The organism is Actinomycetospora corticicola, assembly GCF_013409505.1.
In the GTDB taxonomy this organism is placed as follows: Bacteria; Actinomycetota; Actinomycetes; order Mycobacteriales; family Pseudonocardiaceae; genus Actinomycetospora; species Actinomycetospora corticicola.
The window spans coordinates 2144391-2158903 of sequence record NZ_JACCBN010000001.1 but is presented as its reverse complement, the minus strand read 5'-3'; the positions used below and the strand labels follow the sequence as shown (position 1 = coordinate 2158903).

At 73.7% G+C, this 14513-nt stretch carries 19 protein-coding genes and 1 other RNA gene; 11 read left to right on the top strand and 9 right to left on the bottom strand.

What is annotated here, in order from left to right:
- Window positions 1-3 precede the first annotated feature (3 nt).
- The gene (locus BJ983_RS10285; RefSeq protein ID WP_179793706.1) at window positions 4-1425 is read right to left on the bottom strand and encodes an MFS transporter; all 1422 of its coding nucleotides are present in this window, start codon (window positions 1423-1425) and stop codon (window positions 4-6) included.
- 319 nt (window positions 1426-1744) lie between these two features.
- On the opposite strand from BJ983_RS10285, the gene BJ983_RS31600 reads away from it, so the two are divergent.
- Window positions 1745-1870 (top strand): hypothetical protein, encoded by a 126-nt coding sequence (locus BJ983_RS31600; protein ID WP_281376274.1) that lies wholly within the window; start codon window positions 1745-1747, stop codon window positions 1868-1870.
- A 75-nt stretch (window positions 1871-1945) separates the two neighbouring features.
- Here BJ983_RS31600 and tenA read toward each other — a convergent pair whose 3' ends face one another.
- Window positions 1946-2596, bottom strand: coding sequence for a thiaminase II (gene tenA, locus BJ983_RS10280; RefSeq protein WP_343053993.1), 651 nt, complete (start codon window positions 2594-2596; stop codon window positions 1946-1948).
- A 16-nt stretch (window positions 2597-2612) separates the two neighbouring features.
- Between tenA and BJ983_RS10275 the strand changes: the two genes are divergently transcribed.
- On the top strand, window positions 2613-3569 hold the full coding sequence (locus tag BJ983_RS10275; RefSeq protein ID WP_179797629.1) for a cobalamin biosynthesis protein: 957 nt from the start codon (window positions 2613-2615) through the stop codon (window positions 3567-3569).
- Here the strand turns inward: BJ983_RS10275 and BJ983_RS10270 are convergent.
- Genes BJ983_RS10270 through BJ983_RS10255 form a run of 4 tightly spaced genes read right to left on the bottom strand, consistent with a single transcriptional unit; the run spans window position 3557 to window position 6059 of the window.
- Window positions 3557-4366 (bottom strand): SURF1 family cytochrome oxidase biogenesis protein, encoded by an 810-nt coding sequence (locus tag BJ983_RS10270; RefSeq protein WP_179793704.1) that lies wholly within the window; start codon window positions 4364-4366, stop codon window positions 3557-3559. The two genes, BJ983_RS10275 and BJ983_RS10270, sit on opposite strands and share 13 nt — an antisense overlap.
- Window positions 4367-4389: 23 nt before the next feature.
- Entirely contained in the window at window positions 4390-5226 is an 837-nt protein-coding gene (locus BJ983_RS10265; RefSeq protein ID WP_179793703.1) for a fructosamine kinase family protein, read from the bottom strand.
- Window positions 5205-5666 carry an arsenate reductase/protein-tyrosine-phosphatase family protein gene (locus BJ983_RS10260; RefSeq protein WP_179793702.1) on the bottom strand — a complete coding sequence of 154 codons (462 nt, stop codon included), beginning with the start codon at window positions 5664-5666 and terminating at the stop codon, window positions 5205-5207. Before BJ983_RS10260 ends, BJ983_RS10265 begins: the two co-directional genes overlap by 22 nt.
- Window positions 5667-5687: 21 nt before the next feature.
- The gene (locus BJ983_RS10255) at window positions 5688-6059 is read right to left on the bottom strand and encodes a VOC family protein (RefSeq protein WP_179793701.1); all 372 of its coding nucleotides are present in this window, start codon (window positions 6057-6059) and stop codon (window positions 5688-5690) included.
- Between the two features lie 56 nt (window positions 6060-6115).
- Here BJ983_RS10255 and BJ983_RS10250 point away from each other — a divergent pair, with 56 nt between their 5' ends.
- From BJ983_RS10250 to BJ983_RS10230, 5 genes are read left to right on the top strand one after another with little or no spacing between them, the layout of a single operon-like run.
- Window positions 6116-6547, top strand: a complete 432-nt coding sequence (locus BJ983_RS10250) for a MarR family winged helix-turn-helix transcriptional regulator (RefSeq protein ID WP_246325562.1) — start codon at window positions 6116-6118, stop codon at window positions 6545-6547.
- Between the two features lie 48 nt (window positions 6548-6595).
- Entirely contained in the window at window positions 6596-7423 is an 828-nt protein-coding gene (locus tag BJ983_RS10245; protein WP_179793700.1) for a Nif3-like dinuclear metal center hexameric protein, read from the top strand.
- Window positions 7420-8148: a CT398-like coiled coil hairpin domain-containing protein gene (locus BJ983_RS10240; RefSeq protein WP_179793699.1), complete on the top strand. Its 729-nt coding sequence runs from the start codon at window positions 7420-7422 to the stop codon at window positions 8146-8148. The genes BJ983_RS10245 and BJ983_RS10240 overlap by 4 nt, the downstream gene beginning before the upstream one ends.
- A complete protein-coding gene (locus BJ983_RS10235; protein ID WP_179793698.1) occupies window positions 8145-8807 on the top strand; it encodes a histidine phosphatase family protein in 663 nt (220 codons plus the stop codon). The genes BJ983_RS10240 and BJ983_RS10235 overlap by 4 nt, the downstream gene beginning before the upstream one ends.
- Window positions 8808-8820: 13 nt before the next feature.
- A complete protein-coding gene (locus tag BJ983_RS10230; protein ID WP_343053991.1) occupies window positions 8821-9603 on the top strand; it encodes an SAM-dependent methyltransferase in 783 nt (260 codons plus the stop codon).
- Window positions 9604-9616: 13 nt separating this feature from the next.
- On the opposite strand, the gene BJ983_RS10225 is transcribed toward BJ983_RS10230, so the two are convergent.
- Both BJ983_RS10225 and BJ983_RS10220 read right to left on the bottom strand, forming a co-directional pair.
- Entirely contained in the window at window positions 9617-10873 is a 1257-nt protein-coding gene (locus tag BJ983_RS10225; RefSeq protein ID WP_179793697.1) for an SLC13 family permease, read from the bottom strand.
- Entirely contained in the window at window positions 10870-11670 is an 801-nt protein-coding gene (locus BJ983_RS10220; RefSeq protein WP_179793696.1) for a TSUP family transporter, read from the bottom strand. Before BJ983_RS10220 ends, BJ983_RS10225 begins: the two co-directional genes overlap by 4 nt.
- Window positions 11671-11848: 178 nt before the next feature.
- Here BJ983_RS10220 and rnpB point away from each other — a divergent pair.
- From rnpB to BJ983_RS10200, 4 genes are all read left to right on the top strand, one after another.
- Window positions 11849-12252: RNase P RNA component class A (gene rnpB, locus BJ983_RS10215), an RNA gene on the top strand.
- 83 nt (window positions 12253-12335) lie between these two features.
- Complete coding sequence (locus BJ983_RS10210; protein WP_179793695.1) at window positions 12336-12788, top strand: VOC family protein; 453 nt, start codon at window positions 12336-12338, stop codon at window positions 12786-12788.
- 15 nt (window positions 12789-12803) lie between these two features.
- On the top strand, window positions 12804-13334 hold the full coding sequence (locus BJ983_RS10205) for a dihydrofolate reductase family protein (protein ID WP_179793694.1): 531 nt from the start codon (window positions 12804-12806) through the stop codon (window positions 13332-13334).
- A 63-nt stretch (window positions 13335-13397) separates the two neighbouring features.
- Window positions 13398-13733: a VOC family protein gene (locus BJ983_RS10200; RefSeq protein ID WP_179793693.1), complete on the top strand. Its 336-nt coding sequence runs from the start codon at window positions 13398-13400 to the stop codon at window positions 13731-13733.
- Here BJ983_RS10200 and BJ983_RS10195 read toward each other — a convergent pair.
- On the bottom strand, window positions 13730-14467 hold the full coding sequence (locus tag BJ983_RS10195; RefSeq protein WP_179793692.1) for an OBAP family protein: 738 nt from the start codon (window positions 14465-14467) through the stop codon (window positions 13730-13732). The genes BJ983_RS10200 and BJ983_RS10195 overlap by 4 nt on opposite strands.
- Window positions 14468-14513: the final 46 nt, after the last annotated feature.

Below are 14513 nucleotides of genomic sequence, written 5' to 3'. Positions count from 1 at the left end.
GACTCACCCGCGTGTCGCGCTACCGGAGGCGGCGAGCTCGCGCGCCTCCTCCGGCGTCGAGACCGCGGGGTTGGAGCCGAGCAACGGCTTGCCGGCCGGGTCCTTCAGCTTGACCAGCACGACCAGGCCGACGATACCGGCGAAGATCAGGTACACCGCGGGCCAGTAGCCCCAGCCCGTCCCGAGGACGAGGGCCGTCATGATCAGCGACGTCGTCCCGGCGAAGGCCGACACGAAGATGTTGAACGAGATCGACAGCCCGCCGTAGCGGACCTCGGTCGGGAACAGCGCCGGGAGCGTCGACGGACAGGTCGACGAGAACAGGATGAGGATCACGGCCATCACCCCGAGACCCAGGGCGACGAGCGGGACCGAGCCGAGGGTGAGGACGTAGATCATCGGGAAGGCGAGGACGACGAGCGCGACCGCGCCGACGAGCAGCAACGGCTTGCGCCCGACGCGGTCGGAGAGCAGGCCCAGTGCCGGGATGATGAAGACGGCGACCCAGAGGATCACGATCTGGATGATCTGCGATGTCGTCGTGTCGATCGCCTGTCCGCCGGTCGCGGTGACGTTGTCCTCGAGGAACGTCGGCATGTAGCTCGTGAGCATGTAGTTCGTGATGTTCCAGGCCACGACCAGGCCGCCGGCCGTCAGCATGGCCGGCCAGTACTTCGTGAAGAGCATCTTGATCCCGGCGCCTGCCTGCTGGCCCTCGCGCTCCTCGGACTCGGAGAGCAGCGTCTGGAACGCCGGGGTCTCCTCGAGCTTGACGCGCAGGTAGACCCCGACGATGCCGAGCGGCAGCGCGATGAAGAACGGGATGCGCCACGCCCACGTGGACGCGAACTCCGGCGTCGAGACCAGGGGGATGATGGTCGCGACCGTGGCTCCGAGGGCGTAACCGATGAACGTGCCGCACTCGAGGAAGCTGCCGAAGAATCCGCGTCGCCGATCGGGCGAGTACTCGGCGATGAAGGTCATCGCGCCCGCGTACTCACCACCGGTGGAGAAGCCCTGCACCACGCGGCAGAGCACCAGCAGGATCGGGGCCCAGATCCCGATCGCGGAGTACGGCGGGATGAAGCCGAGCAGGAACGTCCCGACCGCCATCATGATGACGGTGATGGAGAGGACCTTGGTGCGGCCGATCCGGTCGCCGAGGGGGCCGAAGAACAGCCCGCCCAGCGGTCTGACCAGGAACGACACGGCGAAGCCCGCGAACACGCCGACCTGGGCCAGGGGCCCGGGCGGGAAGAAGTTCGCCTCGATCGTCGTCGCCAGGTAGGCGTAGACCCCGAAGTCGAACCACTCGGTGATGTTGCCGACCGCCGCCGCGCCGACGGCCCGCTTCATCGTCGCGTCGTCGGTGACCGTGATGTTGGCCGGTGTACCGCCGGCCCCTGCCTCCGCCGTATCCGTCACGACATGTCCTCCCCGCCTCGCGAACGCTCGTCGCGCCACTGGTTCGAACCATTAACCATGCGCCGGTGCGCGGAAACCCGCTCGGCGGTTATTGGGTAATTGTCCGAATTGCCTGCTTTCGTTCGGAAACTGCTTCGCGCAGGGTGACACGGCACACGGAGATCCACCCGGCGGACGATGGAACACACCCCGAGATCGACGCGTCATACAGGGTGGATGCAGACAGCATCCGACGCTCGCAAGCGCCGACCTCTCCGGCCGGGTCAGCAGGACCCGATCACCGGACGCGGCGCGTGCATGTGGTGAGGAGGAGCCACCCATGGCTGCTGTTCTCGTGTCGATGGTCGTCGTTGCCGGTGCAGGATTCGGAGTGGCCTCGAGCCTCGCCGCGTACGCGCACCGCAACTGGCGGCGCACCCCGGCGACCGAGCTCGTCGAGGCCTGACACCTCGCATCACGACAGGATTCGAAGGAGCACGCCGATAGGGGGTCCCCGGACGGGGGCCCTCCGTCGTCGTGTTCAGACCGGCCAGGTCTCCAGCCGCCAGGCCGCGTCCCAGAACATCCACTCGTAGCGCGAGGTCGTCCGGTAGTGCGCGAGCACCCGCTCCCGCTCCACGGGGGCGAGGTCGGCGGCCACCCGGTCCATGACGCCCACGGCGGCGTCGACGACGGCCTGGAACTCGTCCCCGCCGTACATCGCGATCCACCGCGCGTAGAGCGGGTCGGGCGAGGACCCGGCGAGCAGGGCTTCGCCGACCCGCGCATAGATCCAGTAGCACGGCAGCACGGCGCCCAGTCCCTCCGCGAACGACCCGCCGTGCACCGTCGCGAGCAGGTAGCTCGTGTAGGCGAGGGTGGTCGGGCCCGGGGTCCCGGAGCGGTCGATCCGCAGCGACGCCGACAGTTCGGCGTGCATCTCCTGCTCCGCCGCGATCGCCCCGGCCGCGTGCTGGGCGAACAGCGTCGTGTCGTCCTCGGTGGGCGCCCGCGCCGCCAGCACCGCGAGTGCCCGGGCGTAGCCGCGCAGGTAGTGGCTGTCCTGGGTGACGAAGTGGCCGAACGCCTCGTGCGGCAGCGTCCCGTCGGTCAGGCCGGTGAGGAACGGGTGGGCCCGCACGGCGTCGTAGACGTCGGCGGCGGAGTCCCAGAGCTCGTCGCTGAAGGTCACGGTGCCCGACACTGTCATGATCGCCGTCGTGTCGTCGCGCGCGGTGGGTCTGCTCCTGGGTGTCGCCGCGGACGCCGTGTTCGGCGACCCCCGGCGAGGACATCCGGTCGCGGTGTTCGGGTCGGCCGCGGGACGGCTGGAACGGGCGTGGTGGTCGGACTCCCGGCCCCGGGGTGTCGCGTACTGCGCGGTGCTCGTGGGCGGGGTCGCCGTCGGCGGAGCCGCGGCCGAGCGGGCGGTGGCGCGCTCGTGGGTCGGGCGGGTGCTGCTGACGGCCGTGGCCACGTGGGTGGTGGTCGGGGGTCGGTCGCTCGCGGGGGAGGGGTCGGCGCTCGCCGCGGAGCTGACGGCGGACGACCTCGGCGCGGCGCGTCGGCGGCTGCCCGCGCTGTGCGGCCGCGACCCGTCGGCGCTCGACGCGGACGGCCTGGCCCGGGCCGCGCTCGAGTCGGTCGCGGAGAACACCTCGGACGCCGTCGTCGCGCCGCTGGTCTGGGGCGCGGTCGCGGGGGTGCCCGGGTTGCTCGGCTACCGGGCGGCGAACACGCTGGACGCGATGGTCGGCCACCTCTCCGAGCGCCACCGCCGCTTCGGCTGGGCGAGCGCCCGGCTCGACGACGTGCTCAACGGGGTCCCGGCCCGCCTCGCCGCGGTCCTGACGGCGGGTGCGGCGCCGGTCGTCGGCGGACGCCCGTCGCGGGCGGTCGCCGCCTGGCGGGCCGACGCCGCGCGCCACCCCAGCCCCAACGCGGGCCCGGTCGAGGCGGCGTTCGCCGGGGCGCTGGGCCGGCAGCTCGGCGGGCGGACCGTCTACCCCTACGGCGTGCAGGAGCGCCCGACCCTGGGCTCCGGACCGCCGCCCCGGGTGGCCGACCTCGCCCGGGCCGTCCGGCTGTCCCGGGTCGTCACGGTGGCATCGGCGGTCGTGGCGGCCGGGGTGGCGGCCGGGGTGGGCCGCCGTCAGCGGCCGTAGCGGTCGGCCAGGACCTCGGCGGTGGTGCGCGGGGCGGGCTCGGGAGCCGGCCCCGCCCCGTCGTCGCGAACGTTCTCCTGGTCCTGGCGCGTGCGGTACTCGAGCCGGACGAAGTAGAACCAGCCGCCGACCGCCATGACCCCGAAGATCAGCCACTGCCAGGCGTAGGAGTACGAGGAGTTCGGGTCCGGTGGCGGGAGCGGGACCGCGGTGAGGCTGCCCGGCTGGTCGGGGAGCAGCTGCAGGTAGCCCGGGGCGAGGGGCACGCCCAGCGCGGGACCGATCTGCGCGGCGTCGATCGCGTAGAACTGCCGGTACCCGGCCTGGTCGATCGGGGCGCGGTCGGTGGGCGACTCGTCCGGGCGCTGGTAGGCGACGAGTGTGGCCGGCCCGCCCGGAGGCGGCGGGATCGGCGGTAGGACGGTGCCCGCGGGGCGGACGTAGCCGCGGTCGACGAGCAGGGTCTCGCCGTCCGTCGTCCGGAACGGGGTCAGCACCTCGCTCGCGGCGCTCCCGTCGACCGAGCGCAGCCGGGCCAGGACCTCCCCGCCCTGGTAGGAGCCGGTGACGATCACCTGGCGCCACGCGGCGGCCGCGTCCGGCTCCGCGCCGCGAGGCACGAGCTCGCCGCGGGGCACCGGGGCCGTCGACACGGCGCGGACGAGGGCGGCGTTCTCGCCGTCGCGCTCGGTGCTGCGGTGGAACTGCCAGGGCGCGAGCAGGTAGTAGCAGCCGAAGGCGAACCCGGCGACCGCCAACGTCAGGGCGATCCAGCCGGGGCGGAGCAGGAAGCGCACCCCCTCAGTATGCCGCCGCCGTGTCAGGTCACCGCTCGGAGCGCGGCCTCGCCGTACCCGCCGCCGAACAGCGCCGCGTGCACGAGCAGCGGGAAGAGCTGGTGGAGCCCGACGCGGTCGCGCCAGCCGTCGGCGAGCGGGGCGGCCTCGTCGTACGCGGCGAGCACCGTGTCGAGGTGGGGGTGCCCGAAGAGGGCGAACATCGCGAGGTCGGTCTCCCGGTGTCCGCCGTGCGCGGCGGGGTCGATCAGCCACGCCCGGTCCGACCACAGCACGTTCCCGCTCCACAGGTCGCCGTGCAGCCGGGCCGGCGGCTCCTCCGGTCCGGGCTGCAGCGCCGCACCCTCGATGCGGGACGCCGCCGACGCCGACAGCGCGCCCTGATCCACCGCCCGCCGCAGGTAGGGCTGCACGCGATCGGCGAGGTACCAGTCGAGCCAGTGGCCGTCGTGCGGGTCGTTCCGCATCGGCGCCTCCCCGATCCAGGCGTCGGCCGGCCCACCGGGCGGCGGCGCGCCGAACGCCGGTGCCCCGGCCGCGTGCAGGGCCGCCAGCGACCGCCCGAAGTCCTCCGCGGCGGCCCGCGACGCGGACCGGGTGGGCACGAGCGTCGTCACCAGCGTCGCGTCGTCGGCGTCGAGCACCTCCGGCACCGGCACGACGCCGGGCTCGGCCAGCCACCGCAGCCCGGCCGCCTCCGCCGCGACGCGGGTCGACGGTCGAGCTCCGCTGCGCGGCGTCTCCGGCCGCTTGACGACGACCTCCCGCCCGTCGTCGAGCGTGCAGACCTCGACCGAGCCGAGGGGGCGCGTGGCCACGACCTCTCGCCCGAGCACCGTCACGCCCGCTCCCGCGCCCACGCCACCACCCCCGGCGCCGCCGCCTCGATCATCGCGAGCACCTCGTCGAAGCCCTCGTCGCCGCCGTAGTACGGGTCGGGGACCTCCGCGCCGTCGGGGGCGGCCGGGTCGAACGAGCGCAGCAGCCGCACGGCCTCCGGATCGGCCCCGGCGCGGCGCAGGTCCCGGGCGTGGTCGGCGGTGGCGGCGAGCAGGAGGTCCGCGCGGGCGACGTCGTCGGACACCTGACGGGCCACGTGGTCGTTCGGGTAGCCGTGGGCGGCCAGCGTCGAGGCCGCCCGCCGGTCCATCGGCTCGCCGACGTGCCAGGGGCCGATCCCGACGCTCGACACCTCGACCTGCCCGTCCAGGCCGGCGTCGGCGAGGGCGGACCGCAGCACCTGCTCGGCCATCGGGGAGCGGCAGATGTTGCCGGTGCAGACGGTGACGAGTCGGATCACGGCGCCAGTGTCCCCGACCCCTCAGGCCTCGTCGTGCACGGTGACGGCGTACCCGTCCGGGTCGGCGAAGGTGAACTGGCGCCCGAAGGGCCCGTCGGTCGGGTCCGCCAGGACCGGGACGCCCGCGGCGGCGAGCCGGTCGTGCAGATCCTGCGCGTCGTCGGCGTGCAGCCACAGCGCGACCCCGTACCCGGGGCGGGGGGCCGCCGTGTCCAGGTCCACGCCGGGCAGCGGCTCGCGCACGGCGAGGGCGATCGGGCTGGTGGCGAACACGACCGCGCCGGGCGGGGCGACGGGCGCTCGGGTGAGGCCGAGGGTGTCCGCGTAGAAGGCGGCCGCGCGCCCGAGGTCGCGGACCTGCAGGGCGATGAAGCTGGGACCGGTGACGCTCATGTCGACTCCTTGATGTCAGTCACGTTGACATGAGGAGTGTGTGTCAGGATGTTGACATGCGTCAAGTCGGCGATCTGGGGATGTCGGTGGGGTACGTGCTCAAGCAGGCGGCCGCCGCCCTGCGCGGCGCGATGGACGACGCCCTGCGCCCGCTCGACCTCACGGTCTCCCAGTACTCGTGCCTCGAGGTGCTGGGCCAACGGCCCGGGCTCTCGAACTCCGAGCTGGCCCGGGCGACGTTCGTGACCCGCCAGGCGATGAACCAGGTGCTCCGCGGCCTGCAGGACCGGGGGCTGCTGACCCGCCCGGCCGAGGCCGCGCACGGCCGGTCCCGCCCCACCGAGCTCACCCCGGCGGGGCGCGAGGCGCTGGCGGACGCGAGCCGGGCGGTGGCCGCGGTGGAGCACCGGATGCTCGCCGCGTTCGACGACGACGGCCGGCACCGGCTGCTCGCCGACCTCCTGACGTGCCGCGACGCCGTCGCCTGATCCCGATCACCCCGGGCGGTCGCCGCGTGGACCACAATGGCGCCCGCCATGCCACCTCTGCTCGCCGACGTCGTCGCCGCCCTCGAGACCGCCTATCCGCCCGCCCTCGCCCAGGACTGGGACGCGGTCGGACTGGTGTGCGGTGACCCCGCCGAGCCGGTCACCCGCGTCCACCTCGCGGTCGATCCGACCGCCGCGGTCGTCGAGGAGGCCATCGCAGCCGGCGCGGACCTGCTGGTCACCCACCATCCGCTGCTCCTGCGCGGCGTCCACGGCGTCCCGGCCGACGAGCCCAAGGGCGCGGTGGTCCACCGGCTGATCCGGGCGGGTGTCGCGCTGTTCGCCGCCCACACCAACGCCGACGCCGCCGAGCCCGGCGTGTCCGACGCGCTGGCGGACGCGCTCGGCGTCGTGGTCGAGGCACCCCTCGATCCGTCGTCGGGCATCGGCCGGATCGGCCGCCTGCCCGGGCCGGAGTCCTTCGAGGCCTTCGTGGCGCGGGTCGGGGCCTCGCTCCCGACGACGGCGTGGGGCGTCCGGGGCGCCGGGGACCCGGCCCGGACGATCGAGCGCGTCGCCGTCTCCGGCGGCGCGGGCGACTCGATGCTGCATCTCGCGCGAGCCGCCGGGGTCGACGCCTACGTCACCGCGGACCTGCGCCACCACCCCGCCGACGAGCACCTGCAGCGGTCGGGGGCGCCCGCGCTCGTGGACGTCGCGCACTGGGCCTCCGAGCACCCGTGGTGCGAGCAGGCGGCCGACGTGCTGCGGCGGGCGCTGCCCGACCTCACGGTGGCGGTCTCGACACTGCGCACCGACCCCTGGACCCTCGGCGGACACGCCGCCACCCCGCCGTCTGAGAAGGAGGGCCCGTGAAGGCCGATCCCAGCGCCCAGCGCCGTCTGCTCGATCTGGCCGCCGTCGACGCCGAGCTCTCCCGCGCCGACCACCGGCGCCGGACGCTGCCCGAGCAGGCCGCGGTCGAGGAGGCCGAGCGCACCCTGCGCGCGGCGCAGGACGCCGTGGTGGTCGCGCAGACCACGCTGTCCGACCTCGACCGGGACGTCGCGAAGCTCGACCGCGAGGTCGAGCAGGTGCGCACCCGGGAGGTCCGCGACCAGCAGCTGCTGGCGAACGGGTCGGTGTCGGCCAAGCAGGCGAACGACCTGCAGCACGAGCTCGCGTCCCTCGAGCGTCGTCGCGCGGTGCTCGAGGAGGAACAGCTCGAGGTGATGGAGCGTCAGGAGGCGGCGGGGGTCGACCTCAAGCACGAGACCGAGGCGCACGCCGTGGCGCAGACCGCCCTGGCCGACGCCGTCGAGCGCCGCGACGGCGTGCTCGGCGACATCGGCACGGTCGAGGTCCGCCGCGGCGAGGAGCGGACGAACCTCCTGAAGGAACTGCCCGAGGACCTCGTCGCGCTCTACGACAAGCTCCGTTCCCGCGGCGCCGCGGGCGCGGGGGAGCTCATCGGCAACCGCTGTGGCGCCTGCCGCCTCGAGATGGACCGCAACGAACTGCGGGAGATCCAGGCCGCGGCCCCCGACGAGGTCGTCCGCTGCGAGAACTGCGGTGCGATCGTCGTGCGGACCGGGAAGTGAGTACCGGGAACGCGGCCGCGACCTGGACCGGACGCGGGGCCGCCGTCCCGACGCGGATCGTGCTGCTCCGCCACGGCCAGTCCCCGCTGTCGGTGGAGCGCCGCTACTCCGGGCGCGGCAACCCGGAACTGACCGAGCTCGGGCGGGCCCAGGCCGACGCGGCCGCGACCGCCGTGGCGGCGCGCTACCCGGAGGCGGCCGCGGTGATCAGCTCGCCGCTGGCCCGGGCCTTCTCGACGGCGGGTGCGGTCGGGACCGCGCTCGGCCTGCCGGTGGAGGTCGACGACGGGTTCATCGAGACCGACTTCGGTGCGTGGGAGGGCCTGACGTTCCGCGAGGCCGCCGAGCAGGACCCCGACGTGCACGCGACCTGGCTCGGCGACCCGACGACGGCGCCGCCGCAGGGGGAGTCGTTCGCCGACGTCGAGACGCGGGTGTCGGGCGCCCTGCAGGGCGTGCTCGACCGCCACGCCGGGTCGACGGTGGTGCTGGTCAGCCACGTGACGCCGATCAAGACGGTGCTCAAGCTCGCCCTCGACGCGGGCCCGTCGCTGCTGTTCCGGATGCACCTGGACCTGGCGTGCCTGTCGGTCGTCGACTTCTGGTCCGACGGCGGGGCGAGCGTGCGGCTGGTCAACGAGACGTCCTACCTGCCGTGAGCGAGTACCTGCCGTGACCGACCCCGCGATCCCGCCCGGGGTCGACGTCGAGCGGGCCAACGTCGCCCGCATGTACGACTACTGGCTCGGTGGCGCCCACAACTTCGCGATCGACCGGGCCCACGCCGACCGGATCGAGGCCTCCAACCGCACCGCACGCCACGCGGCGCGCTCGAACCGGTCCTACCTGCACCACGTCGTCCGGTGGTGCGTGGCGCAGGGGGTCGACCAGTTCCTGGATCTGGGGTCCGGGGTGCCGACGGTCGGCAACGTCCACGAGATCGCCCCGGCGGCGCGGGTGGCGTACGTCGACCACGAGGCCGTGGCGGTGGCGCACTCGCACGCGATCCTCGCCGACGTCGACCGGGCCACGATCACGCAGGCCGACCTCGCCGACGCCGACGCCGTGCTCGGCGCCCCGGGGGTGGCCGAGCTCCTGGACTTCGCCCGGCCGGTCGCCGTGCTGGCGATCGCGGTCCTGCACTACGTGCCCGGTGACCTCGTGGCGCTGCTCGCGCCGTACCGCGAGCGGCTGGTGCCCGGCGGGGTGCTGGCGATCAGCCACGTCAGTGACGAGCAGGACGACGCCGACCTCGCCGACCGGGTGCGCGCCGCGGCCGAGGTGTTCGCGGGCAGCGCGAACCCGGTGACGCTGCGCTCGCGGGCGGAACTCGCGGCGCCCTTCGACGGGTTGGAGATCACCGAGCCCGGGATGGTCGACGTCGTCGACTGGCCGGCCGCGCGACCCGGCGTCGAGAAGGTGGGGATGTACGCGGTGTGCGCTGCGCGCAGGTGAGCAGAAAGTGGGGTCATAGGCCCACGAAGTGCTCACCTGCCCAGAGGGCACACACCCCGAGCACCAGCCCTGCCGGCGTCGTGACGAGGCCCGCGACGGTGAAGCGCCCGAGCGACGGCTCCACACCCTCCGCGAGCATCACGCGCCGCCAGAGCAGGGTGGCGAGCGACCCGACGTAGGTGAGGTTGGGTCCCACGCCGACCCCGATGAGCATCGCCAGCACGACGACGGGGGCCGGCGTCGGTCCCAGCGCGGCGAGCAGCAGCAGGGTCGCGGGCAGGTTGTTCACCACGTTCGCCAGCACCGCCGCGATGCCGGCGATCGCGAGCAGGCCCCCGAGACCGGTGCCGAGCCCGCCGACCAGCCCGCCGAGCAGCCCCGACAGACCCTGCTGCCCGACCGCCGCCACCACGATCCCGAGGGCCAGCACGAACAGGCAGAACAGCGGCGAGGCGGCGCCGACGAGCCGCGCCGCGCTGGTGCGTCCGGCCAGAAGCGAGCGGGCCCCGAGCACGATCACCCCGCCGACCGCGACCCACACCGGCTCCACGCCGAGCGGGGACGCCACGCCGAAGCCGACGAGGGTCAGGGCGAGCACGACGAGGGCGAAGGTCGGGACCCCGACCGTCTCACTCCCCCTATCGGCGTGCTCAGCTGCATTGTCGGGAGCTAGGGCCTCCTCCGTCCGCAGATCGCGGCGGAAGACCCAACGAAGGCCGACGTACTCGACGAGCAGGACGGCGAGCCAGGGGAGCGCCATCAGGGCGGCGAAGCGCAGGAAGGAGAGGTCGGTGGCACCGACGGCGAGCAGGTTGGTCAGGTTCGAGACCGGCAGCAACAGGGACGCGGAGTTCGCGAGGTGCGCGCAGGCGTAGGCCGCGGGGGCCGCCGCGACCCGCAGGCGCTTCGCGGCCCGCACGACGACGGGCGTGAGCAGCACGACGGTGGCGTCCAGGGACAGGACGGCCGTGGTGAGCGCCGCGATGACGAACACCCGCCCGAACAGGCCCTCCCGGCGCAGCAGCGAGCCGGCCCAGGTGAAGACGCCCTCGGCGTCGGCGAGGTGGGAGAGGACCAGGACGGCGGCGAGGAAGCCGACGGTCGGGCCGAGCCGTGCGACCTCGGCGAGGGCGTCGTCGGCGCTCAGCAGACCGATCCCGACGACGAGCGCCGCCGCCGGGATCGCCGCGGTCGCCTCCGGCAGACCGCGTGGCCGGGCGACCGCGACGACGAGGACCGCGACCAGGAGACCGATCGCGAGTGCGGTCATCCCTTCAGGAAGAGGTAGATCGCGACCGCGACGCCGAGCACCACGACCGACCACCGCAGCACCGCGTCCGGCATCCGCTTCGCGACGAGGATGCCGAGATAGCCGCCGACGAGGGTGCTCGGCGCGAGCAGGAGCACCGCGAACCAGTTCACCGGCGCGAACAGCGCGAAGATCACGACCGTCGCCGACGCCGTGACCAGCGACAGCAGCACCTTGAGGGCGTTGAGGCGCTGCAGGGTGTCGTTCACGAGCAGCGAGAGCACCGCGATGAGGATGACCCCGAGCGCGCCGCCGAAGTAGCCGCCGTAGACACAGGCGAGGAAGACGACCGGGAGCAGGACCGGGTAGCGCTGGTCGGGGACCTCGTGCTCCGCGGTGCCCTGCCGGTCCCGACGACGACGGGCCGCGGCCGCGCTGGCCCGCTTGAGCTGCGGTTGGAAGCCGAGCGTGAGGCTCGCGAGCAGGACGAGCACCGGGACGATCGCGTCGAACACCGACGCCGGCAGGACGAGGAGCAGGGTGCAGCCGAGCGCCGAGCCGAGGACGGCGACGACCGAGGTGAGGGTGGCGCGGCGTCGCTGCCCGGCGAGGTCGTCCCGCGCGCTGATCGTCGAGCCCGCGTAGCCCGGCCACTGGGCGACCGAGTTGGTCACGTTGGCCTGCAGCGGCGGCAGCCCGACCGCCAGGAGGATCGGGAACACGATCAGCGACCCGCCGCCCGCCACGGCGTTCACGGCGCCGGCGATCAGGCCGAGCACGACGAGCAGCACGATCTGCAGCACGGACGGGTCGGTCACGGGCGGGGACGGTAGCGGGCGGGCGTGCCCGGGGCGCAGCGAGCGGTTGCGCACGTCCGGTTCGGGCGGTTGTGGGGTGGCCCGGGCGTCAGCGGTGGCACACGGCTGACGCCCGACGCGTGCAGGGCGCCACGGTCACGGGCCCGCGGTGGGCGTCGGTAGACTCGGGCGCGGCGGACGAGCCGGCCGGGCGGCCGCGTCGGGGACCCACGAGGTCCCCGTCGAGGAAAGTCCGGACTCCACAGGGCAGGGTGGTTGCCAACAGCAACCCGGGGTGACCCGCGGGACAGTGCCACAGAGAACAGACCGCCGTCGGCGCGAGTCGGCGGTGAGGGTGAAACGGTGGTGTAAGAGACCACCAGCGTCCTGGGTGACCAGGACGGCTCGGTAAACCCCACCCGGAGCAAGGTCAAGAAGACGGACTCCGGTCCGTCGCGCAGGTCGTCCGAGGGCTGCCCGCCCGAGACCTGCGGGTAGACCGCTGGAGCCCGTCGGCGACGACGGGCCGAGATGGATGGTCGCCGCCCCCGGACCCGTGAGGGGCCGAGGGCACAGGATCCGGCTTACAGGCCGACTCGTCCGCCGCCCCCCGATTCGCGAGTTGTCGAGAACGCGTGGTCGGCTCCGTCTCCGGTGCAGGAACGACGAGCACCCGGAGGGAACCCATGACCCACGTACGACGCTTCGACCACGTCGGCCTCACCGTCAGCGACCTCGCCGCGGCCACCGCCTTCTTCGTCTCCCTCGGTCTGGAGGTCGAGGGGACCGGGACGGTGGCGGGCGAGTTCGTCGAGACCGTGTGCGCCCTCCCCGGAGCGCACTGCGACATCGCCATGCTCCGCCTTCCCGACGGCGGGTGCCGGCTCGAGCTCTCGAGCTTCCGCACGCCCGACCCCGTGCCGGGGTCGCCGACGGCGATGGCGAACGAGACCGGGCTGCGCAACGTGTCGTTCGAGGTCGCCGACCTCGACGCGGCCCTCGGCAGGCTCGCGGCCGACGGGTACGGGCTCGTCGGGGGCGTCGGCGAGTACGAGGGCAGCGTGCGGATGGCCTACGTGCGCGGCCCCGACGGGATCGTCGTGTCGCTGTTCGAGCAGCTGGTCAGTCCTACAACATGACGGTACGGTCCTGAAATGCGACCGCTGCGCTACTCGATCAACGTCTCGCTCGACGGCTGCGTGGGTCACGACGCGTTCCGCCCCAGCGCCGAGCTGCACGACCACGCCGCGGAGACGATCTCCCGGGCCGACGCGCTGATCTTCGGGCGCGTGACCTACGAGCTGATGGAGTTCTGGCGCGACCCGTCGGTCGCCGACGAGCCCTTCGCGCAGGTGATCAACGGGGCGCCGAAGTACGTCGTGTCCGGCACCCTCGAGGACGTCGGGCCGAACGCGGAGCTGGTGCGCCCCGCCGAGCTCGAGGCGACCGTGCGGCGGCTCAAGGCGGAGCCCGGCGAGGGGCTGTACTGCGGCGGAGTGGCGCTCCCGCTCGCGCTCACGGAGCTCCGCCTGATCGACGAGTACGAGTTCGTGGTGCACCCGACGCTGGCGGGCCGCGGCCCGACGCTGTTCGCCGGGCTCGGGGAGCAGCTCGACCTGGAGCTGATCCGTCGTCAGGAGTTCGACGGCGGCGTGGTCGCCTCGACGTACGTGCCCCGGGTCTGACCGTCACACTTCCCGGCCGAGCCGGGTCGTCGTCAGGAAAGCACCGAGACGAAGGAGGACCCCATGGCGAACCAGGGCATCCGCACCGTGCTGCACCCGGTCAGCGACCTGGAGAAGGCGAAGCCGCTCTACACCGCGCTCCTGGGTGTCGAGCCGACCGCCGACTCGCCGTACTACGTCGGCTACGACGTCGCCGGCCAGCACATCGGGCTCGTCCCGAACAGCGGCATGGCCGGCCCCGTCGCCTACTGGCACGTCGACGACATCGAGGCGACGCTGGCGGCGCTCACGGCCGCCGGCGGCGAGGTCACACAGCCCCCGCGGAACGTCGGGGGCACCCGGCTCACCGCCACCGCCACCGATCCGGACGGCAACGTGCTGGGACTGCTGCAGGACTAGCCGAAGCGGAACGGCATCTCCTCGAGCCGCGTCTGCACGGTGCGGCCGGACTCCCAGGCGTTGGCGCCGGGCTCGACGTCGGGAGTGGGGATGCCCGCACGCTTCTGCTCCCGCTCCGACGCCGACACCCCGAGGCGGCGGTCCCGCGCCCGGACCGCCTCCTCGTCGGCCTGGCCCTCGGCGGTGAACGCCATCATCAGCTGGGGGATGCCGTACGGGAAGTCGTCGCGGTCGTACTGCCAGGTGTGGAAGGTCTTGCCGTAGGTCGTCACGAGGTCGGAGAAGTAGGCGCGCTCCGCGATCTCGGGAATGCCCGGCGCGACGAGGACCCCGGACTTCACCTCGTGGTGGTGGCTGTGCCACAGGCGCTTCTCGTCCTCGGGCAGGGCCCGGAACCGCTCCGCGCTGACGATGTACTCGATGCCGATCAGCCGGGCGTCGGCGGCGTTGCGGTCGAAGATCACGCACTGGTGCAGGTCGTGCTGCAGGTGGATGCAGAAGTGGCTCGCCTCGACCTGGCGGCCCATGTCGTCGGCGTACATGTGGAAGCCGTTGAGGTAGGTGCTCATCGCGTCGACCGGATACTTCTGCTGCAGCACGCCCGACGCCGCGTCGAGCCCCCGGTGCTTCCACGGGTGCCCCGATCCGACCGCGGCGCTGCCCGCCACCTTGCGCCCCAGTGCCACGCCCGCCGCAGCGGCCGCTCCGAGCCCGAACCACCCTGCGCGCGACATCACCGCTGGTGCCCGACGCTCGCACCCCACGAAACGGACGGGGCGG

Coding starts and splice junctions, on each gene's coding strand:
- BJ983_RS31600 (WP_281376274.1), top strand. CDS start 1,745: ATGGCTGCTGTTCTCGTGTCGATGGTCGTCGTTGCCGGTGCAGGATTC.
- BJ983_RS10275 (WP_179797629.1), top strand. CDS start 2,613: ATGATCGCCGTCGTGTCGTCGCGCGCGGTGGGTCTGCTCCTGGGTGTC.
- BJ983_RS10255 (WP_179793701.1), bottom strand. CDS start 6,059: ATGAGCGTCACCGGTCCCAGCTTCATCGCCCTGCAGGTCCGCGACCTC.
- BJ983_RS10250 (WP_246325562.1), top strand. CDS start 6,116: ATGCGTCAAGTCGGCGATCTGGGGATGTCGGTGGGGTACGTGCTCAAG.
- BJ983_RS10245 (WP_179793700.1), top strand. CDS start 6,596: ATGCCACCTCTGCTCGCCGACGTCGTCGCCGCCCTCGAGACCGCCTAT.
- BJ983_RS10225 (WP_179793697.1), bottom strand. CDS start 10,873: ATGACCGCACTCGCGATCGGTCTCCTGGTCGCGGTCCTCGTCGTCGCG.
- BJ983_RS10210 (WP_179793695.1), top strand. CDS start 12,336: ATGACCCACGTACGACGCTTCGACCACGTCGGCCTCACCGTCAGCGAC.
- BJ983_RS10205 (WP_179793694.1), top strand. CDS start 12,804: ATGCGACCGCTGCGCTACTCGATCAACGTCTCGCTCGACGGCTGCGTG.
- BJ983_RS10200 (WP_179793693.1), top strand. CDS start 13,398: ATGGCGAACCAGGGCATCCGCACCGTGCTGCACCCGGTCAGCGACCTG.
- BJ983_RS10195 (WP_179793692.1), bottom strand. CDS start 14,467: ATGTCGCGCGCAGGGTGGTTCGGGCTCGGAGCGGCCGCTGCGGCGGGC.